The organism is Janthinobacterium sp. TND4EL3 (assembly GCF_900156175.1).
Lineage (GTDB): Bacteria > Pseudomonadota > Gammaproteobacteria > Burkholderiales > Burkholderiaceae_D > Janthinobacterium.
In genome coordinates this window covers 276,603-296,840 of the sequence record NZ_FTMV01000001.1, presented here as the reverse complement: position 1 = coordinate 296,840, position 20,238 = coordinate 276,603, and the positions used below count along the sequence as shown (strand labels likewise).

The 20,238-nt window shown below is 62.8% G+C and carries 14 protein-coding genes and 1 tRNA gene; 2 read left to right on the top strand and 13 right to left on the bottom strand.

Going from position 1 to position 20,238, the window contains the following annotated elements; all coding sequences use genetic code 11:
* Window position 1: 1 nt before the first annotated feature.
* The 12 genes from BXA07_RS01330 to BXA07_RS01275 all read right to left on the bottom strand — a co-directional run bounded on the left by BXA07_RS01330 (window position 2) and on the right by BXA07_RS01275 (window position 18,005).
* Complete coding sequence (locus BXA07_RS01330) at window positions 2–1,036, bottom strand: arabinan endo-1,5-alpha-L-arabinosidase (RefSeq protein WP_244556143.1); 1,035 nt, start codon at window positions 1,034–1,036, stop codon at window positions 2–4.
* 20 nt (window positions 1,037–1,056) lie between these two features.
* Window positions 1,057–2,604, bottom strand: a complete 1,548-nt coding sequence (locus BXA07_RS01325) for a glycoside hydrolase family 43 protein (RefSeq protein WP_076564943.1) — start codon at window positions 2,602–2,604, stop codon at window positions 1,057–1,059.
* A gap of 94 nt (window positions 2,605–2,698) precedes the next feature.
* Window positions 2,699–4,243: an alpha-N-arabinofuranosidase gene (locus BXA07_RS01320; protein ID WP_076564941.1), complete on the bottom strand. Its 1,545-nt coding sequence runs from the start codon at window positions 4,241–4,243 to the stop codon at window positions 2,699–2,701.
* A 16-nt stretch (window positions 4,244–4,259) separates the two neighbouring features.
* On the bottom strand, window positions 4,260–6,182 hold the full coding sequence (locus BXA07_RS01315) for a glycoside hydrolase family 97 protein (RefSeq protein WP_076564939.1): 1,923 nt from the start codon (window positions 6,180–6,182) through the stop codon (window positions 4,260–4,262).
* A gap of 194 nt (window positions 6,183–6,376) precedes the next feature.
* Window positions 6,377–7,144, bottom strand: a complete 768-nt coding sequence (locus BXA07_RS01310; protein ID WP_076564937.1) for an SDR family NAD(P)-dependent oxidoreductase — start codon at window positions 7,142–7,144, stop codon at window positions 6,377–6,379.
* Between the two features lie 75 nt (window positions 7,145–7,219).
* Window positions 7,220–8,797, bottom strand: a complete 1,578-nt coding sequence (locus tag BXA07_RS01305; RefSeq protein WP_076564935.1) for an aldehyde dehydrogenase (NADP(+)) — start codon at window positions 8,795–8,797, stop codon at window positions 7,220–7,222.
* Window positions 8,794–9,786 carry an AraD1 family protein gene (araD1, locus tag BXA07_RS01300; RefSeq protein ID WP_076564934.1) on the bottom strand — a complete coding sequence of 331 codons (993 nt, stop codon included), beginning with the start codon at window positions 9,784–9,786 and terminating at the stop codon, window positions 8,794–8,796. The genes BXA07_RS01305 and araD1 overlap by 4 nt, the downstream gene beginning before the upstream one ends.
* 12 nt (window positions 9,787–9,798) lie before the next feature.
* Entirely contained in the window at window positions 9,799–11,541 is a 1,743-nt protein-coding gene (locus BXA07_RS01295; protein ID WP_076564932.1) for an IlvD/Edd family dehydratase, read from the bottom strand.
* Between the two features lie 196 nt (window positions 11,542–11,737).
* Entirely contained in the window at window positions 11,738–12,808 is a 1,071-nt protein-coding gene (locus tag BXA07_RS01290) for an aldose epimerase family protein (protein WP_076564930.1), read from the bottom strand.
* Window positions 12,809–12,825: 17 nt separating this feature from the next.
* On the bottom strand, window positions 12,826–13,773 hold the full coding sequence (locus tag BXA07_RS01285) for a glycoside hydrolase family 43 protein (protein ID WP_076564928.1): 948 nt from the start codon (window positions 13,771–13,773) through the stop codon (window positions 12,826–12,828).
* A gap of 24 nt (window positions 13,774–13,797) precedes the next feature.
* Window positions 13,798–15,150, bottom strand: a complete 1,353-nt coding sequence (locus BXA07_RS01280; protein ID WP_076565625.1) for an MFS transporter — start codon at window positions 15,148–15,150, stop codon at window positions 13,798–13,800.
* 191 nt (window positions 15,151–15,341) lie between these two features.
* Entirely contained in the window at window positions 15,342–18,005 is a 2,664-nt protein-coding gene (locus BXA07_RS01275; RefSeq protein WP_076564926.1) for a TonB-dependent receptor, read from the bottom strand.
* Between the two features lie 318 nt (window positions 18,006–18,323).
* On the opposite strand from BXA07_RS01275, the gene BXA07_RS01270 reads away from it, so the two are divergent.
* Window positions 18,324–19,001: a type 1 glutamine amidotransferase domain-containing protein gene (locus tag BXA07_RS01270; protein ID WP_076564924.1), complete on the top strand. Its 678-nt coding sequence runs from the start codon at window positions 18,324–18,326 to the stop codon at window positions 18,999–19,001.
* Window positions 19,002–19,107: 106 nt separating this feature from the next.
* Here the strand turns inward: BXA07_RS01270 and BXA07_RS01265 are convergent.
* Window positions 19,108–19,183 (bottom strand) — tRNA-Arg (locus BXA07_RS01265).
* 199 nt (window positions 19,184–19,382) lie between these two features.
* On the opposite strand from BXA07_RS01265, the gene BXA07_RS01260 reads away from it, so the two are divergent.
* Entirely contained in the window at window positions 19,383–19,946 is a 564-nt protein-coding gene (locus BXA07_RS01260) for a c-type cytochrome (protein ID WP_076564922.1), read from the top strand.
* The last annotated feature ends 292 nt before the right edge of the window (window positions 19,947–20,238 follow it).

Sequence of the window (20,238 nt, the reverse complement as noted above, 5' to 3'; positions counted from 1 at the left end):
TTTACGGTTTGGCAGCGGGTAACTGCTTGCTCTGGTAGCGGTTCAAGTCGCGCGGGTCCACCTGCGGCCAGCCGTCCTTGTCCCACGTCATGGGCAAGATCTTGAGCTTCTGCAAATAGTTATCCGCCGTCTCGTAGGCGTGCAGCACCAGGTAATCCTTGCCGTCAAACGTGTAGGCGCTGTTGTGGCCCAGGCCCCGCCAATCCTTGTCGCCTTTCAAGACCACCGTGCCGCCACCCTGCGCCATGTCGCGGCCATCCTTGTCCAGATACGGCCCCGTCACGCTTTTCGAACGGCCCACGGCCAAGTGGTAAGTGCTTTTTTCCTTCTGGCAGCACAGACCCCAGGAAACGAAGAGGAAGTAATCGCTGCCGCGCTGGAAGATGAACGGCGCTTCGATTTCCTCGGGCGCGGGCTTGAATTCGCCCGCGCGCGGCGGCAGCGGCACGCGGCGCGCCAAGGAGTGCCACTCTTGCGGTTCCGCAATACGCGTCCAGTCGGGCGTCAATTTCACCAGCTTGATGCCGTTCCAGAACGAACCGAAGGCCATCCACGGCGTGCCCTGCTTGTCGGTGACGATGTTCGAATCGATGGCGTTCCACTCGTCGCGCTCGGGCACCGATTGCAGCAGCATGCCCTGGTCGACCCAGCGGTAGTCGGGCGAGCGGGGATTCAAGGTCGTGTTGACGGTCACGCCGATGCCCGAGGTGTTCTTGCCGAAGCCGGACACCGAGTAGTACAGGTAATACTTGCCATCATGAAACTGCACGTCGGGCGCCCAGATATGGTCGTCAAACGAGGGCGCGGCCGTCTTCGCCCAGACAGGCTGGCCCGCGAAGACGCGCCCTTCCGGTTGCCAGTCGACCATATTCTTCGAGCTGTAGAAGGTGATGCCCGGTCCCGTGCTGTACAGGTAATACGTGTCGCCTTCCCTGGCCATCACGGGGTCGTGCACGCTCACTTGCGCGGCATGGCAGGACAGCGCCAGCAGGGTGGCGGTAACGGCGGCCAGGCCGCGCTTGAGCGTTTGCATCATGGTTCTCCTTGATTGTTACTTTATGTGCCCGTGCGGGCGCCCCACAGCGACACGCCGTCGATGGACTGCGCCGTGAACGTGACGACGAAGGCTTGCGCATTCGCATGCCACTGGCGCGACAGCACGCCATTGAACAGGCCGCCGGACGCCAGGGTGATGGCAAGCAGGTTGTTGCCCTGGTGCTGCCACGTGCCCGTCTGCGCCCCCGCAATCGTGCCGTCGGCCAGCAGCGCGATATTTTGCGACAGCTTGAGCGCCGTGGACATATCCTTGCCGTGGTTGATCAGTTGATAGCTGCCCGCCACCTCCGCTACCGCCACCTGCGCCGCCAGCGGCGTGACGCTCTTGCTCAATGGCACGTAACGGAACGGCGCCGCCACCAGCCAGCCATCGCCATTGATGAACAGCTCGTGCACGCGGATCTCGTGCAATTCGCCCGTGTTGGGGAAGCGCGTGTGGAAGAGGAGGAAATACTGCTGCGTGGCAGCATCGTACACTGCTGAATTGTGTCCTGGAGACACATATCCCGGCGGCGTGCCCGTCTCCCCGGCCGCCAGCGCGAATTGATGGTTGCCCATCAGCTTCTGGCCGAACGGCGCGATGGACGCGTCGTCGAACAGGGGCAAGGCGGGATTCGACTTGACCTGGCGCATGTCCTTGCCCTTCGCATCCACATAGGGGCCGTCCGGGTTGCGCGAGCGGGCCACGCGCATATTGTAGGCGCCGTTCGCGTCCAGGCCGCCAAACGAGGTGAACAGGTAGTAATACTGCGTTTGCGGGCTGTACAGCACGTAGGCGCCCTCGATGCGGCTATGGTTGCCGCCGATCACGTGCTTGCCATAGCCCTGCCCGGCGACGGGCAAGCCCGTAGCCGGGTCCATGGCCAGGATGAAGATGCCACCCGAGTACGAGCCGTAGATCATCCACAGCTTGCCCGTGGCGTCGCGGAAGGTGTTCGGGTCGACCACGTTCGGCTGCGTCAGCGCATCGTAGATGGTCACGCCATCTTCGCTGACCTGGCCCCACATGCCGGACTTGAGGAAAATCTGCTGGTTCACATACGGGCCGTCCACCTTGTCGGCCAGGGCCAGGCCCATGGCGGAACGGGGTGAATCGCCCTTGCAGCTGTTGTAGTACATGGCGAACTTGCCATTGTCGAGCTGGATCACGTCCGGTGCCCACAGCCCGGTCACTTGCGACCAGGCAAAGGTGTCGGCCAAGGCCGTGACGACATTGTTGAACAGGGGATTGCCGGCGTTGACGCCGTCGGCGATCTTCGTCCAGTTCATCAGGTCCGTGGACCTGGCGGCCGCCAGGTGCGAGCCGAAGACATAATAGGTATCGGCCACCTTGATGACGGACGGGTCATGCACGGAGGCATTCATAAAGGTGATGGCGCCCTGTACGGGCGGCGTGACGACAGGCGGCACCACCACGGGAGGCACGACAGGCGGCACGACAGGCGGCGTGACGGAGACGACAGGCGCGCCCCCGGACGAAGCGCCGCCGCCACAGGCGGCCAGGGCCATGGCGCTACCGAGCGCCAGTACAGCTTCTCTTCTGTTCATGGAGTACTTTCTCTACAACGTGCAGCACGATGCGGCTGGCCGGCGCAGGAAAGCTCCCGCGCCGGCACAGAGTAGACAGCAGGAAGCTGGCGGCTTATTCGACGGCGACGACCACGACGGCCTTGGCGGGCACCGACACGGTCAGCTTGCCGCCTTGCGCCTTGGCATTGAACGCCACCGGCTGCACGGCTTGCGGTTGCGCAAAGCTGTTGACGGCATCCATCTTGCCTGCGGTCAGCACGCGGCCGTTCACGCTGGCCACTGGCTTGCCGGCAAGCGCCACGTTGACGTCGACGGCCTTGTGCGGATTGGTGTTGACCAGGGACAAGTACACCTTGCCATCCTTGGCGCGGGCGGCCGAGGCGCTCACTTCGGGAATGCTGACCTTGCCCAGGCTGTACTTGCCATTGCTGGCGATGGCAACCGGCAAGGACGTGGCATCCTGGAACGGCACGTACATTTCAAACGCATGATACGTCGGCGTGAGGAAATATTTGTCCTTGTCCGTGATGATCATGGCTTGCAGCACGTTGACCATTTGCGCGATATTCGTCATGCGCACGCGGTCCGCGTGGGCATGGAAGATATTGAAGTTCAGGGCGGCGACGAGTGCATCGCGCAAGCTGTTTTGCTGGAACAAAAAGCCCGTGTTCGTGCCCGGCTCCACGTCGTACCAGGTGCCCCATTCATCGACATACAAGCCCGTCTTTTTCGAGGGATCGTTCTTGTCGATGGCGGCGAGATTGTTCTTGATCAAGCTATCGATGCGCAGGGTGCGGCTCAGGGTGGAAATCCACTCGTTTTCGCCAAAGCCCGTGGCCGCGCCCTTCTTTTCCCACACGCCGGTCGGCACCGTGTAGTAGTGGAAACTGATGGCGTCCATCATGTTCGGCTTGATTTCGCGGCTCAGGGTGCCGGACCAGCTGGTGTCGTCGTCATTGCCACCGCTGGCGATGAATTTCGGGCGCGCGCTTTCCGGCGTCTTCATGAAGGTGTGATAGTGCTTGTACAGGTCGGCATAGTACTGCGGGCGCATATTGCCGCCGCAGCCCCAGGCTTCATTGCCGATGCCGAAGTAATCGACCTTGTACGGCTGGGCGCGGCCATTCTTGCGGCGCAGTTCGGCCAGGGTCGATTTGCTGTCCGAGGTCATGTATTCCAGCCATTCGGACATTTCCTGCGGCGTGCCGGAACCGAGGTTGCCGTTGATATAGGTCTGCGCGCCCAAGAGCTCGGCCAGGTCGAAGAATTCATGCGTGCCGACGGCGTTCGACTCTTCCACGCCGCCCCAGTTGGTATTGACCTTGGTCGGGCGCTGGGCGCGCGCGCCGATGCCGTCCTTCCAGTGATATTCATCGGCGAAACAGCCGCCCGGCCAGCGCACCAGCGGCACGTGCAGCTGTTTCAGCGCGCCCAGCACGTCGTTGCGCCAGCCCTTGGTGTTCGGAATGCTGGACTCCGGCCCCACCCACATGCCTTCATAGATGCCCGTGCCCAGGTGTTCGGCGAACTGGCCGTACACGTTCTTGTTGATCACGGGACCGGGCTTGGCCACGTCGATGGTGACGTTGACGGGCGCGGCAAAGGCGCTGCCGACGGCCAGGCTCAAGGCGAGGATGCTGGTGTGGATGAGTTTCATGCTGTCTCCTGTTGTTTTAATTAAAGATGGCTACAAAGCCGCCATGCGGCTTGATCGTGATGACGGCCTTGCCGGCCGCAATTTCCTGCTGGCTGAATGCGCGCTCGCCGGCGCCGTCCGTGATCAGGGCGCCGCGCTTGCCTTCCAGGAAGGACAAGTCCACGGTGAACGTTTGCGCGGCAGTTTGGGCATTGATGCCGGCCACATACCAGCGCTGGCCCGCCTGGCGCGCCAGCATCAGGTACTTGCCCGGCACGCCGTCGAGGAAACGGCTGTCATCCCAGCTACGCGGCAGTTCCTGCAAAAAAGTTTTGACATACGCAGGGACGGTGGCCATGCCTGCGGGCACTTCGGCAAAATTCTGCACGCCCGACAGGAACAGCACGGACAACGCCAGTTCAAAACCGTTGCGCGTGGCGCGGCGGATGTTCGGCACGTCGCCAAACACCATGGGCGTGAAATCCATGGGGTCGAACAGGTTGCGCGCGAAGGGCAGCATGGCCGCGTGCGCGGGCATGGCGTCCTGGTCGCGCTGCTCGAACGTAGTGAACTCCAGTCCCTTGACGGCTTCGGCCGTCATCAGGTTCGGGTAGGTGCGGGCCCAGCCCCGTGGCAAGGTGGCGCCATGGAAATTGACCAGCAAGCCGTGTTGCGCCGCATCGTTCAGGATGCCCAGATAATAGGCCATCATCGACTGGCCGTCGCCGGCAAAGAAATCGACCTTGATGCCCTTGATACCCAGTTGCGCCAGGCGCGCGAATTCCGCCTCGCGCTGCGCATGGGTCAGCAGCTGGCCTTTCGGTGTATAGCTGGTCTTGTTCCAGCTGCCCGATGAGTTGTACCAGAGGAACAGGCCCACGTTTTTCGCCGCCGCATACGCGGCCAGCTCGGCGATTTTGGCGTAGCCGATCTTGCGGTCCCAGTCCGCGTCGACCAGCACATAATCCCAGCGCATGTCCGCCGCGTAATCGATGAAGTCCTTCTGCACGCCATACACGGTGGCGTCGTCCTTCAGCAAGCCCCAGCTCCAGGCCGCATGGCCGGGCCGCATCCTGGCCGCATCGAAGGCGATGGCGGGCGCGGCCAGGTCCGTGCCCAGGGTGCTGTCCATGACAGTGGCCAGGCTGCCGATGGCCAGCACGCGCCATGGCGAACGCAAGCCCGTGGCCGCCTGCGCCAGCAAGGCGCCGCCCGGCATCACTTCCGCCGCCATCGGCGTGCCGATGCGGTACACGCCGCCTGGGGATTGCGCCTGCAGGCGCGAGGCGTGGAAGCTGCCATCCATGCCCGCCTCCGTCAGCGCCACCCAGGTATTTCCCGCCTGAAACAGGGCCGGGAAGACCCAGCCGGCCGCCAGCGGCGACGGCGTGCCCACGGGGACATCCATGCGGTAATGTTCTTCGTAGGCAGGATTCGTGTGCATCCAGCCCGTCTGCGCCACCTGCATCGGCTGCAGCCAGGCCCGCGTGGCGGGTGCAAAACTGAACGCCGTGCCTTCCCGCAGCATGGCGCCGGCCCCGTCCGGCACCTGGCCCAGCACGTAGCGCAAGGCCACGCCATCGTTGGAGACGCGGAACACCACGTCCACGGCCTGCCCCTGCGCATTGTTCACCGTAAAGCGCTGCTCGTTGGCCGCGTAATCGATGACCCTGCGCTTGCCCGTGGCCATGGTGTAGCGCTCGGCCACGGGCGTGATAGGGGAAGCCGCGCCCAGGGTCAGCTTGCGCGACAGGTCCAGGCCGGCAAATTGCAGGCCCAGGGCCGACGGCAGGATGACGGGCACGCCCGAGCGCTGCACGGCATAGGTGATGGTACCGGCAGGGCCGGCGGCGACCTTGACCTGCAGGCTGCCGTCAGGACTCGATAAAGGTGCTTGCGTGGCTTGCGCACTGGCGGCGCTGGCGAAAACGAGGACGATGCTGCAAACGAGACATTTCATGTTCAGCTTCCGGACGTGGCGATGCCCCTCCCGCCGCGGGGTTGGGGCGGCAGGAGCGGTGCTGCAAAGAAGGTATGGCTGCGGAAAGGCCCGCGGCCGACAAAACGCCCGGGGCTAGGCGCAGGGTCGAAGACAGTACGCTAGTACATCAGTACGATGACTTCCGACGCTGCAACAACGCCCTGGACGTTTTGTCAGACCCAGCCGGCATCGACGATGAATTCCTGGGAGGAGCACATCGCGCCATCGTCCGATGCGAGGAACAGCACCATGGCGGCGATGTCCTGCGGCATCAGTTTATTGGGCAGGCACTGGCTTTTCTTGATTTCCGCTTCCGCCGCGTCGTCGACCCACAGCTCGATCTGGCGCTGCGTCATGACCCAGCCGGGCGTCACCGTGTTGACGCGGATGTTATGGGCGCCATAGTCGCGCGCCAGGCCCCGCGTGAGGCCCACGACGGCCGCCTTGGTGGTGGCATACACGGGGTAGCCGCCCGACTTCATGTGCCATGAAATCGAGCTGACGTTGATGATGGAGCCGCCGCCCCTGCGCTTCATGCCCTCGAACACGGCCTGGCAGGTGAAGAACATGGGACGTTGATTGATCGCAATACGCTCGTTCCAGTAGTCCAGCGTGACGTCCTGCGCCTGGTGGCGCTGGTCGTTGGCGGCATTGTTGACGAGGATATCGAAGTCGCCCAGCTTGCCGGCCAGTTCCGCCATGACGGCTTGCAGGGAGGCAATATCCGTGATGTCGCAATGGCGGAACAGGGGCGCCGTCATGCCCGCTTCAGCCAGGCGGCGGCACAGGGCCTCGCTCGCTTCCACGGCGATGTCGACAAACGCCACCAGTGCGCCCTGGGCGGCAAACTCCGCCACCAAAGATTCCCCGATGCCGCTGCCGCCGCCCGTGATGAACACGCGCTTGCCCTGCAAGCTGCCATATTTCGCCAATTGCTTCATCTTGTCTCCACCTGTTTATTTTTATGTACACGTGCACCGCAACGTACCGCATTCGATCTGCGGCACGCCGTGTTGTTATTCCTTGCCCAGCACGCCATCCTTGCGGCGCCAGATACTGAGCGGATTATCATCGCGCAGCGACTCCGGCAGCAAGTCCTGCGGCAGGTTCTGGTAGGACACGGGACGCAGGAAGCGGTTGATGGCGGCCGTGCCCACCGAGGTGCTGCGGCCGTCCGACGTGGCCGGGAACGGGCCGCCGTGCACCATGGCCGTCGACACTTCCACGCCGGTCGGGAAACCGTTGGCCAGGATGCGGCCCACGCGGCGTTCCAGCACGGGCAGCAAGCGGCGCGCATCATCCTGGTCGCCGGCATCCATCTGCAGGGTGGCCGTCAGCTGGCCTTCCAGGCTTTCCGTGATCGCCAGCATTTGCTCCATGTCACGGCAGGCCACCAGCAGGGAGGCGGGACCGAAGACTTCGTCGCGCAGATCATGCCTGGCCAAAAACGCCTCGCCCGACGTGACGAACAGGGCGGCGGCGCCCTTGCCTTCCTCGCCCGTATTTTGCACCAGCGGCGTCACGTCCGCGTGCTGCGCCAGGGCGGCGACACCCTTGGCATAGCTGCTGGCGATGCCAGCCGTCAACATGGTGGCGGCCGGGGCCGGCGCCAGCGCTTCGGCGGCGGCGGCGGCAAAGGCAGTAAAATCGGCCCCTTCCAGGCCCAGCACGAGGCCGGGATTGGTGCAGAACTGGCCCACGCCCATCGTCAGCGAGGCGGCAAAACCGCCGGCAATGGCCGCGCCACGGGCGGCCAGCGCTTGCGGCAGCACAAACACGGGGTTGATGCTGCTCATTTCCGCATACACGGGGATCGGCTGCGCACGTTCCGCCGCCACCTTCATCAGGGCGATGCCGCCCGAACGCGAACCCGTGAAACCGACGGCCTGGATGGCAGGGTGGGCGACCAGCGCCTGGCCGATGCCGTTGCCCGTACCCGTCAGCAAGGCGAATACGCCGGCCGGCAGCTTGCAGAGTTCAATCGCCTTGACGATGGCGCGCGCCACCAGCTCGGACGTGCCCGGATGGGCCGAATGGGCTTTCAGCACGACGGGGCAGCCGGCCGCCAGGGCCGAGGCCGTATCGCCGCCGGCCACGGAGAAGGCCAGCGGGAAGTTACTGGCCGCAAACACGGCGACGGGGCCCAGGCCGATCATGCGCAAGCGCAAATCAGGACGGGGCGGCACGCGGTCGGGCAAGGCCGAATCGATGCGCGCATCGGTCCAGGAACCCTCGCGCAGCAGGCCGGCGAACAGTTTCAATTGACCCACGGTGCGGCCGCGTTCGCCTTCCAGGCGCGCGCGCGGCAAGCCGCTTTCCGTCATGGCGCGCACAATCAGGTCATCGCCCAGTTCGCCGATTTGCGCGGCGATGGTATCCAAAAAGTCGGCGCGTTCCGCATCCGTGGTGGCGCGAAACGGGTCGAACGCGGCTTGCGCCAGACGGCAGGCTGCGTCGATTTGCGCTACGTCAACCATGTGGAAGGCGGGTGCGATGTGCGCGCGCGCGGCCGGGTCCCACGCTTCGAAGGAGCCGCCATTGCCCTTGACGGCGACGCCGCCGATCAATGCCTCACCGGTGATATTGAAACTCATAATGTGCTCACTTTCGCAAATGCGGTTGGAAAGACGTCGAGGCGGTTGCGCAGGGCGGGGCCAAAGGCCGGCGCTTCGATTTCAAAGGTTTCGCCCGGCGCCACGCTCACGCCATCGGCAAAGCTCAGGGTGGCCGTGCCGAAGAAGTGCACGTGCACGTCGCCAGGGCGCTTGAACAGCGGATACTTGAAGTGATGATGTTCCAGGTTGGCAATCGTGTGCGACATATTGTCTTCGCCGCTGACGAACGCCTTTTCCCAGCGCACATTGCCGGCCGTATCGCGCACGCGCGAGGTGCCGTCTATGTGCGCGGGCAATTCGCCCACCAGCAGGGCCGGGCCGACGCTGCACATGCGCAGCTTCGAGTGGGCCAGGTACAGGTAGTTCTGGCGTTCCGTCACGTGGTCCGAGAATTCATTGCCGATGGCGTAGCCGACCCGGTAGGGCTGGCCGTCGTCGCCGATTACGTACAGGCCGGCGATTTCCGGCTCTTCCCCGCCATCGAGGGCGAAGTCCGGCATGCGCAGCGGCTGGCCGCCAGCGCGCACGATGGAGCCGTCGCCCTTGTAGAACCACTCGGGCTGGGCGCCCGCCGTATCTGCTTCAGGCTTGCCGCCTTCCACGCCCAGGCGGAACATTTTCATGGAGTCGCTCAGGGACTCGGCGTCGCCGCCGATCTTCTTGTGCATGGCGTCGCGCGCGCCGGCGCTGCCCAGGTGGGTCAGGCCCGTGCCCGTCACGTAGCAGTGCGCCTCGTCCGCATGGTCGAGCGGCGCCAGCAAGCGGCCGCTGGCGGCCACGTCCGCATAGGCATGCGTCGTATTGCCGACGGTGGCGTTGACCAGTTCCGCCAGGTTGATACGCTTGCGGATGGCGTCTTGCGCCAGCGCATAGGTCGTGTTGTAGCCTTCGATGACGCGGATGACGTCGTCTTGCAGCAGGCCGACGAGGCGGCCGCCGTTTTCATTCGTAAATTGCAGCAACAGCATGGGATTCTCCGCTTAGTGTGAGTGGCGCGGCACGGCGGAACCGCGATTGCCGACCAGGAAGTCGAAATCGCAGCCTTCGTCGGCCTGCAACACGTGTTCGATGTACAGCTGCTGGTAGCCGCTCTTCGGTCCGGGCGCGCTGCCCAGTTCGCGGGCCGCCAGACGCTCGGCGATTTCCGCGTCGCTGATGTCGATGTTCAGGCTGCCGGCGTGGCAATCGAGGGCGATCATGTCGCCGTCGCGCACGATGCCCAGCGGGCCGCCCGCCATGGCTTCCGGCGCCACGTGCAGCACGACCGTGCCGTAGGCGGTGCCGCTCATGCGCGCGTCCGAAATGCGCACCATGTCGGTGATGCCTTGCGCCAGCAATTTCGGCGGCAAGCCCATGTTGCCCACTTCGGCCATGCCCGGATAGCCTTTCGGGCCGCAGTTTTTCATCACCAGCACGGAATTGGCGTCGACGTCCAGATCCGGATCAACGATGCGCGCCTTGTAATGTTCAAAGTCTTCGAACACGACGGCCTTGCCCCGGTGCTGCATCAGATGCGGCGAGGCGGCCGACGGTTTGAGCACGGCGCCGCGTGGCGCCAGATTGCCGCGCAGCACGCAGATGCCGCCATCGGCCAGCAGCGGGTTGTCCAGGGTGCGTACCACTTCATCGTTGTAGATCGGCGCTTCGACACAGTTGTCCCAGATCGACTTGCCGTTGACGGTCAGCGCATTCTTATGCGGCAGCAAGTCGCCCTCGCCCAGGCGGCGTATGACGGCCGGCAAGCCGCCCGCATAGTAAAACTCTTCCATCAGGAAGCGGCCCGACGGCAGCAGGTCGACGATGGTCGGCGTGCCGCGGCCCGTCTTCGTCCAGTCTTCCAGTTCCAGCGGCACGCCGATGCGTCCGGCAATGGCTTTCAGGTGGATCACGGCATTGGTCGAGCCGCCGATGGCGGCGTTGACCTTGATGGCGTTCTGGAATGCTTCGCGCGTCAGCACTTTCGACAGGCGCAGGTCTTCATGCACCATTTCAACGATGCGGATGCCCGACATGTGCGCCAGCACGTAGCGGCGCGAATCGACGGCCGGGATGGCCGCGTTGTGCGGCAGGGACGTACCCAGCGCTTCGGCCATGCTGGCCATCGTCGAGGCCGTACCCATGGTGTTGCAGGTGCCTGCCGAGCGCGACATGCCCGATTCGGCCGACATGAACTGGTGCAGGGTGATCGAACCGGCCTTCATCTGCTCGTGCAGCTGCCACACGGCCGTGCCGGAACCGATGTCCTTGCCGTTCAGCTTGCCATTGAGCATGGGGCCGCCGCTGACGACGATGGTGGGGATGTCGACGCTGGCCGCGCCCATCAGCAGGGCCGGCGTCGTCTTGTCGCAGCCGACCAGCAGCACGACGGCGTCCATCGGATTGCCGCGGATCGATTCTTCCACGTCCATCGACGCCAGGTTGCGCGTCAGCATGGCTGTCGGGCGCAGATTCGATTCGCCGTTCGAGAAGACGGGAAATTCCACGGGGAAACCGCCCGCTTCCAGGATACCGCGCTTGACGTGGTCGGCCAGCTGGCGGAAATGCGCGTTGCAGGGCGTCAGTTCGGACCAGGTATTGCAGATGCCAATGATGGGCTTGCCGTGAAATTCGTGGTCAGGTATGCCCTGGTTTTTCATCCAGCTGCGGTACATGAAGCCGTTCTTGTCCTGCGAGCCGAACCACTCGGCCGAGCGCAGGGCCACCTTCTTTTTTGTCTCAGACATGCCATTCTCCTGGTTGTGCCATGCCGGATCTAAGGTCGTCGGCCCGGGCAGCGATGTTGGAATACTAAAGAATCCTGCCATGCCTTTCCAATCAATTTTTAATGCGTTCCGATATCGAAAACGATATCAGCATGCACCAATGAAAACGCCCTGCGGGCACGTGGCGGCAGGGCGTGGGCGATTTTGGCTGGGGCGCTTACTCGGCGGAAAAGCGGTACACGGTTTCCGTCCGGTATTCCTCGCCCGGGCGCAAGATGGTGTTCGGGAAATGCGCCTGGTTCGGCGCATCCGGGAAATGCTGGGTTTCCAGGCACAGCGCGCTGCGGTAGCTGATGGCGCGCAGCTTGCCGTACTGGTTGCTGTCGAGGAAATTGCCGGAATAAAACTGAATGCCCGGTTCCTGCGTGTACACCTGCATCGCCCGGCCCGAGGCGGGATCGCGCACGGTGGCGGCCAGGTTCAGCAGCTGGCCCGGCTTTTGATTGAGCACAAAGTTATGGTCATAGCCGCGCCCGATGCGGATCTGTTCATGCGGCAGGGCTATGCTGTCGCCGATGACGGTGGGTAGGCGCAGGTCGAACGGCGTGCCGGCCACGTCCGCCAGCTCGCCCGTGGGTATCGAACCGGCATCGACGGGCAGGTAGCGGTCCGCGTTGATGGACACTTCGTGGCCGAGGATATGGCCCTGCCCCGCCAGGTTGAAATAGCTGTGGTTGGTCAAGTTGACGGGCGTGGCCTGGTCCGTCACGGCGTGGTAGCGCAGGCTCAGGGCGTTATCGTTGTCCAGTTCATAGACGACCGTTACGTCGAGCTTGCCCGGATAGCCATCTTCGCCGTCCGGGCTGCTGCGCGTGAACGTCACGCCCACGGCGTCTTCCTTCGTGAACGGTTCGGCCTGCCACATCACCTGGTGATAACCTTGGTTTCCGCCATGCAAGTGATTGGGCGGGTTATTCACGGCCAGCTGGTAATCCTTGCCGTCGAGGCTGAAGCGTCCCCCCGCAATGCGGTTGCCGTAGCGCCCGATGACGGCGCCCAGGAAAGCGCTATTGTGCAGATACGGCTCGATGCGCTCGAAACCGAGCACCACGTCGGCAAAGCGGCCATCGCGGTCCGGTACGTGGATTTCGCTGATGATGGCGCCGAAATCGAGCACTTTCACTTGCATGCCCTGCTTGTTCGTCAGGGTATGCACGGTGACGGGTGCGCCGTCGGGCAGGACGCCGAACGGCGCTTGCGTCACTGAAACAGAATCAACTGGGGTCATGGCGTCGGGTCCAGGTTTTACAGGGTCGATGAACGGCCAAACACGGGCATGCCCTGCGCATCCCAGCGCAGCGGTTTCACAAACGTGTGGCGGTCCGGGTTCCACAGCGGGTCGCCAACGATTTCCGTGTAGGTGCGGGCATGGTACACCAGCAACACATTGTCCCCTTCGTCGGCCGTGGTAAAACTGTTGTGGCCGGGGCCATAGATGCCGTGCTCGTAGCAGGTGGCAAACACGGGCTCGGGTGACTTCGTCCACGCGGCGGGATCGAGCAGGTCGGCGGATGCGTCCGCCCACAGCAGGCCCATCGCATAGTTTTCATCGGTGGCGCTGGCCGAATAGCTGATGAAGATCTTGCCGTGGCGTTTCAGCACGGACGGCCCTTCGTTGACCCAGAAGCCGCGGATTTCCCAGTCGAACTCGGGCTTGCTCAGCATCACGGGCGGGCCGGCCAGCTGCCACGGCGTGGCCATCGGTGCGATGTACAGGTTCGAGTTGCCCTCGATGGCCACATCCTTCTGCGCCCACAGGTAGTACAGCACGCCGTCGTGCGTAAAAGTGGTGGCGTCGAGGCAGAAGGTGTCGATGCCCGTGTCGATCTGGCCCATGAATTCCCACTCGCCTTCCAAGGGGTTGGCGTTCGTGTTGCGGATCGCATACATGCGGTGCTGGAACAGCTTATGCTTGATTTCGCGGCTCGGTGCGGCGGCGAAATACACATACCAGGCGCCGTCGTTGAAGTGCAATTCGGGCGCCCACACCAGCTCGCTGTACGGGCCCGTGTCCGGCTTGTGCCACACGTCGACGGTGGGCGCCTCGGCCAGCCCGGCGATGCTGTCGGCGCGGCGCAGTTCGATGCGGTCGTACTGGGGCACGGACGCCGTAAAGTAATAATAGCCGTCGCTGTGGCGGTAGATGTGCGGATCGGCACGTTGTTCGATCAGCGGTTTCAAGATGTCTGCCATGTTGCTTACTCCATTCAATGATTCTTACGCAGCGACAAAACCGCGCTTGTGCATTTCCACTTTTACGCCTCGGTAATAGTCATCGCTGATGCGGTACTTGAACATCAGCAGCCCCATCAGCAAGTGGAAGAAGCCGGGGATGACCGACAGCATCAGGGCGATGCCGTTCAGGGCGAATTGCGTCTGCTCATGGTTGGGCTGGTAGTCGAAATACGACAGCAGCATGCCCACCATGAAGCCGGCCACGGCCATGCCAGCCTTCTGGCACACGGAAATGCCGCCAAAGGCGAAGCCGGAGACGCGCTTGCCCGTCTTGACTTGACCGTAATCAATGGTTTCGGCGATGGCCGACCAGAACACGGGGGCATGCAAGTCCACCACGAAGGAGAGCAGGAAATACAGGGCGAAGGCCAGCAGCGTATCGCTGGGCTTCACAAAAAAGTAGATCGCCAGGCTGATCAGCGCCACGCCGATCTGCGTGTAGCGGAACAGTTTCACCTTGCAATAGAACTTGGTGATCCACGTCGAGGCGATCATGGCCAGGATGGCGGCCACCACGCCCGTCGTGAGAAAGGCGGCCACGGTTTCCGTGTCGCCGCCCAGGTAGTATTTCGCGTAATAGATGGCGACGGAGCCGCGCACCACGTAGCCCACCGTGCCCGTGACGCACACGCCGCACAGCACCAGCCACTGGTCGTTCTTCAGCAGCAGGCGCAGCTGCTCCATCAACGATTGTTTTTCCACCACGTGCACGACGCGCTCGGTGGTGGTGAAATAGCAGAACAGGAACAGGGCCACGCCCATGACGGCCATCACGGCCATGGCCGCCTGATAGCCGACAGCCGGGTTGCCGCCGCCCCAGCGCTGCGACAGCACCGGCACGACGATGGTCACCATGAAGGCGCCGATCTTGGCGAAGAACAAACGGTAGCCGTTGGCCGACAGGCGCTCGTGCGGGTCGCTGGTCAGGCCGCTGATCAGGGAAATATACGGGATGCCCACGCCGGCCGTCATGATGGTCATCAAGATGTAGGTGGAATACGCCCAGATGAGCTTGGCGTCATAGCCCCATGCCGGCGTCGTAAACACAAAAAACACGCTGACGCCGAACGGCACGGCCAGCCACAGCAGATACGGGCGGTAGCGGCCCGAGGCAAAGCTGTAGCGGTCGGTGATCTGGCCCATGACCAGGTCGGCAATGGCACCCACCACTTTCACGGCCACGAACAGCAGGGCCAGGTCGCTCGTCTTCAAGCCATAGATATCGGTGTAGAAAAAGGTAATGATCAGCATCATCGACGAGATGACGACATTGAGCGCCATGTCGCCGGCGCCGAAGCCGACCTTTTCAACGGTGGATAATTTTTGCGTCTCCATGCTTTCCGTCCATTCTTTTTTGATGATGAATCGTGCGTGACTGCCCAACTGACAGGGGCGTTGCCGGCCGAAACCATGGCAACGCCCTTGGATACTGCTTTTTTCACTCATGTAAAACGTTCAGGGCAAGGCGCGTTGCCGAAGACAGTACGAGGAGTACGGCGAGGCAAGGCAACGCAGCCATGGACGTTTTACATCTTCCAGCGCAGCGATAACCCGACCGTGCGGTCATAGCGCCGCGTATCGCGTGCATACACGCCCTGCTCGTTCCAGTAATCCTTGAACTTGGTATCGAGCAAGTTATTTCCGTCCAGGGTCACCGTGAACTGGTCGTTGAGCTTGTACGACAGCGAACCGTCGAGCTGGGCCGTGGCCGCCACCTTCAAGTCCAGGCCGGGACCGCCCTGGTTGTAGCTGTCGATGAATTTCGAGCGCCAGTTGTAGGCCAGGCGGCCCGACCACGCGTCTTTCTCGTACAGCAACACCAGGTTGTAGGCATAGCGCGACACGCCCGTGATGGCATGGCCGCCCGTCTCGTCGTTGGTCTTGCCGCTCATATAGGTGCCGTTCGCCTGCAAGCCCAGGCCGTTCAAGATGCCGGGCAAGCCGTCATAGAACTGCTGGTAGCCGATTTCCAGGCCTTGCAGCTTGCCGTCGGCCGTGTTGTAGGGGCGGTCCACGTCGTAGACCTTGCCACCGATGGTTTCGCTGGCAATGCGCTGCTGGATGTAGCCGTCGAACTTGTGGTGGAACACGGTGGCCGTCACGGAGCCGGCCGGCGCGAAATACCATTCCAGCGCTGCATCGACGTTGTCGCCCGTCACCGGTTTCAACTCCGGATTGCCGCCCGCGCCCGTCGCCTTCACCGTTTCCGTCGAGTTGACCAGGGCCACGCCCGGGTTCAGCTGGGAAAAGCCGGGGCGGCTGATGGTGCGGCCCGCGGCGAAACGGCCGACCAGGTCGGGGCGCAGCTTGACCTTCAGGGCCACGCTGGGCAGCACGTCCGTGCTGGCCGTGTCGCTGATGACGGGCGTGTACACGCCATCCTGCGAACTGTTGCCTTGCAGGCTTTGCTCCGTGCGCACGACGCGCACGCCCACGGTGCCGTCGACGGGGTAGGCACCGAGCTTGAAGGCGATCTTCGCCTTGCCGTAGAAGGAATACGTCTTTTCCGTATCCTTGAAGAACGAGCCCGGGTCCATGGCGCGCGCCGCGCTGCTGCCCGTAATGGCTTCGCGGATCGTGGCCGTGTTATTGAGCAGGAAGCTGGCGCACGGCGTGTACCACTGCGTCAAACCATAGTTGGGGCCGCCGCTGGACATCGGTTCCGACAGGCAATTGAGGCCCGGAATCGACGTCACGCCCTGGCGGCTGAACGGAAACGCGGCGCCGGACACGTCCGGTGCTTCCGCATTGCCTTCGAAACTCTTGATCGATTGCGCTTCGCGTTTGACGCCGCGCAAGCCGACGCTGATTTCCTTGAAAAAGCCGCCGGCACCGGGCGTGTACGCCAGGTCGGCGCGCAGGTCGTTCGCGCTGCCCTCATCGCGGCCGTAGCGGTCGAAAAAGCCCTTCAGATAGTAGTTCGACGGGTCTTGCAGATCGATGCCTGTGTAATCGACGTGCAGGGTGCCGTTCTGGTTGGTATTGATGGTAGCGTTCGGCACGACGGTGATGGCGTCGAGAATCGGATTGCGCCAGTTGTACGTGCTCCTTGTGCTGGCCAGTTCCGACGTGAAACGCCATTCCGGATTGATATCCCACAAGCCGCCCACGGCAAACTGCTGCGTCTTCGTCTGGTTCTTGTTCGCCTGCGTCGACATGATGGTGTTGACGTTGGTGGACGTCAGCGTCTGCAGCTGGTTGCTGCCGGGAATCCTGGTGGCGGACACGGGCGTGCCCCACCACGGCAAGCCGACGAAATAATCGGATTCGGCATCGAGCAGGAAGCGCGTGGCCATGCCTTCGGCGTACAGTTCCACGTCGGCGTTCGGGCGCCATTGCAGCACGGCATTGGCGGTCGTGCGGCGGCGGTCGCCCTTGATCGGCAACAAGCCCACCTGATCCGGCGCCGTCAGGCCCGGCGAAAAATAACTCTTGTCCACGGGCGCCGTGCTGAAGGCGCGCTCCTCGTGGTAGCGGTGTTGCTGCTGCGACAAGCCCAGCAGCGCGCCCACTTCGCCGATGCCCGTCTTCCAGCGGTTCGACACCATGCCGCTGATGTTCGGGTCCGTGGCTTGCGATTTGTCGCTGTAGACGGCGCGCGTATTCACGCTGGCGGTAAACTCCTTGAAATCGAAGGGGCGGTTCGTGCGCACGTCGATGATGCCGGCCACGCCGCCTTCGACCTGGTCGGCGCCCTGCGACTTGTACACGTCGACGCGCTGCAGCATGGTGGCGGGAATGTCGGCCAGGTTGACGTAGCGGCCCGTGGTGGTGAACAGTTCGCGGCCGTTGAGCAGGGTCGTGACATCGCGCAAGCCGCGTATCATGACGGCGCTCGCCTCGCCCGAGTCGCGGCGGATCTGGATGCCGGACACGCGGGCCAGGGTTTCGGCCACGTTGTTGTCAGGGAATTTGCCGATGTCGTCGGCGACGATGGAATCGATGACCTGGTCCGAGCGCATCTTGATCTGCTGCGAATTCTGCGCCGAGCGGCGCACGCCGCTGACGGTCACGACAGCCACTTCTGCGGCAGGCTCGGCATTGGCATTGGCATCGGCCGCCACCGCCTCCTGCGCCCACACCGAAGCCGTGCTCAGCAAGCCGATACCGGCCAATGCCGCAACGGCTGCCTTCAAAATGAATGGACGAGGGAAAGTGGCCGCGAGCGTGCCGGTGGCGTTGCGCATCATGAATCTCCAGATATTGTATTGATATTTTTTATGCTGCTTGCATGTCGTTCGCATGCTCGGCGTTTATCTTAGGGGCTGGACGATAATCTCTCCAATCAAATTTTCCACAGTTTCGATATCAATTTCGATATCGGCGGCTGGGTGACTTTGGAGGTTGTAATGCGACAACGGCAGGGGTGTCGCGGACATGCACATCAGCTCTTGCACAAAAAACAGGCAGCGCAGGCGTGCAGCATGAAAACGCGAACAGGACTAAGCTCAAAGCGTAGTAAAGAGCGCAGCAAAGCCATCCCACCCACCGCTTGCACAGGAGTCAGCATGAACGTTTTAATGGTATTGACCTCGCACGACCAGCTGGGCGACACGGGCCACAAGACCGGCTTCTGGCTGGAAGAATTCGCCGCGCCGTATTACGTGCTGAAGGACGCGGGGGCCAGCCTGACCCTGGCCTCGCCGAAAGGCGGCCAGCCGCCGCTGGACCCGAAGAGCGACGCGCCCGAATCGCAAACGACGGCCACGGCCCGCTTCAAGGCCGACCCGGCGGCCCAGGCCGCGCTGGCGTCCACCGTGCCTTTGTCCACGCTCAAGCCTGCCGACTACGACGCCGTGTTCTATCCTGGTGGCCACGGCCCCCTGTGGGACTTGGCCGAAGACCCGGACTCGATCGCCCTCATCGCAGCCCTGCACGCGGCCGGTAAACCCGTCGCCGCCGTCTGCCACGCCCCCGGTGTCTTGCGCCATGTCAAGGGCAGCGATGGCCAGCCTCTGGTGAAAGGCAAGAAAGTGACGGGATTCACGAATACGGAAGAGGAAGCCGTGGGCTTGACGAAAGTCGTGCCTTTCCTCGTGGAAGACATGCTCAGGGAAAACGGCGGCATCTATTCCAAAGGCGCCGACTGGGCCGCGTATGTGCTGACGGATGGCATCTTGATCACCGGCCAGAATCCGGCCTCGTCGGAGGCGGCGGCCGAGGCGTTGCTGAAACTGCTGAAATAATATTCGCTGCTGAACAGGGTGGCTGCGCAGCGGCTTGCGCGGCCATGACGTCACACGTCGCATTCATACTGACGCTGACGGGAGAAAACACAAGGCTTGATTTGTCTGGTGCGGCTGGCGGGGATCGAACCCACGACCCTTGGCTTCGGAGGCCAATACTCTATCCACTGAGCTACAGCCGCGTAGGGGGAATATCTGAAGTGATGCGAAGGATACCGTTTTTCTTTACCTACGTCTACGGAAACTGTCGTATCGCCGGCAATTGCATGTCATTGCTCAATTTTTGTGCCTATAATTGTGGGTTTCATAAAGGTTTACATCCAGGCATGTAAAAATGCTACCTTACACGGCCATCAGTTTCAAATCTGGACTAAGGACATCATGAGCGACGCACATAACGAACAACAATCAGCGATCAAAACGCCTAAACAATTGCTTGCAGCCGTAGCCGGCTTCTTTTTGGTGACCGTCATCGGCATTATCTTGCTGGTGCAATTCGTCACCACCCAAAAACACGAGAGCGCCGGGACGGACAGCCAGTCGCCGGAAGCCATCGATGCACGTCTGAGCCCGGTCGCCAATGAAGGCTTTACCTTCAAGGATGCCAGCGGTCCGAAAGTGCTGCAAGGCGGCGAAGCCGTGTACACGGCCACCTGCGTGGCGTGCCACGGCGCCGGCGTGGCCGGTGCACCGAAGTTTGGCGACGCGGGCAGCTGGTCGGCCCGCCTGGCCCAGGGTTACGATACAGTCCTGAAACACGCGATCGAAGGCTTGCGCGCGATGCCGGCCAAGGGCGGCAATCCCGATCTCGACGATGTGGAAGTGGCGCGCGCCGTCGTCTACATGGCCAATGCGTCGGGCGGCAAGTTCAAGGAACCGGAAGTACCTGCGCCGGCCGCAGCCGCTGACGGCGCCGCCGCACCAGCAGCCGAGCCTGCCAAGTAAGCAGCGCAGCACCCGTATCGAGGAACCGCCCCCAGGGGCGGTTTTTTTTCGCCCGACGTTTGCGTTACATCAGGTCGCAAAAAAGCCGCCCGGCTTGCGCGGGGCGGCTGGCAACTTAAGCCATGAACTAAGTAACCCCCAATAAATTATTGTGATTTCTGACTTCTATAACCGGCGCTCTGCAAGGTGGCCGACGAGGCTTGCTCGCTGCTAGCAGTGCTCGCACTGCGTCGCAGTGAGCCCCTTGCATAGCATCCGGTTCTATTCGTCATAAATTCACACTAATTCCCCG

Coding starts and splice junctions, on each gene's coding strand:
- BXA07_RS01330 (WP_244556143.1), bottom strand. CDS start 1,036: ATGATGCAAACGCTCAAGCGCGGCCTGGCCGCCGTTACCGCCACCCTG.
- BXA07_RS01325 (WP_076564943.1), bottom strand. CDS start 2,604: ATGAACAGAAGAGAAGCTGTACTGGCGCTCGGTAGCGCCATGGCCCTG.
- BXA07_RS01320 (WP_076564941.1), bottom strand. CDS start 4,243: ATGAAACTCATCCACACCAGCATCCTCGCCTTGAGCCTGGCCGTCGGC.
- BXA07_RS01315 (WP_076564939.1), bottom strand. CDS start 6,182: ATGAAATGTCTCGTTTGCAGCATCGTCCTCGTTTTCGCCAGCGCCGCC.
- BXA07_RS01310 (WP_076564937.1), bottom strand. CDS start 7,144: ATGAAGCAATTGGCGAAATATGGCAGCTTGCAGGGCAAGCGCGTGTTC.
- BXA07_RS01305 (WP_076564935.1), bottom strand. CDS start 8,797: ATGAGTTTCAATATCACCGGTGAGGCATTGATCGGCGGCGTCGCCGTC.
- araD1 (WP_076564934.1), bottom strand. CDS start 9,786: ATGCTGTTGCTGCAATTTACGAATGAAAACGGCGGCCGCCTCGTCGGC.
- BXA07_RS01295 (WP_076564932.1), bottom strand. CDS start 11,541: ATGTCTGAGACAAAAAAGAAGGTGGCCCTGCGCTCGGCCGAGTGGTTC.
- BXA07_RS01290 (WP_076564930.1), bottom strand. CDS start 12,808: ATGACCCCAGTTGATTCTGTTTCAGTGACGCAAGCGCCGTTCGGCGTC.
- BXA07_RS01285 (WP_076564928.1), bottom strand. CDS start 13,773: ATGGCAGACATCTTGAAACCGCTGATCGAACAACGTGCCGATCCGCAC.
- BXA07_RS01280 (WP_076565625.1), bottom strand. CDS start 15,150: ATGGAGACGCAAAAATTATCCACCGTTGAAAAGGTCGGCTTCGGCGCC.
- BXA07_RS01275 (WP_076564926.1), bottom strand. CDS start 18,005: ATGATGCGCAACGCCACCGGCACGCTCGCGGCCACTTTCCCTCGTCCA.
- BXA07_RS01270 (WP_076564924.1), top strand. CDS start 18,324: ATGAACGTTTTAATGGTATTGACCTCGCACGACCAGCTGGGCGACACG.
- BXA07_RS01260 (WP_076564922.1), top strand. CDS start 19,383: ATGAGCGACGCACATAACGAACAACAATCAGCGATCAAAACGCCTAAA.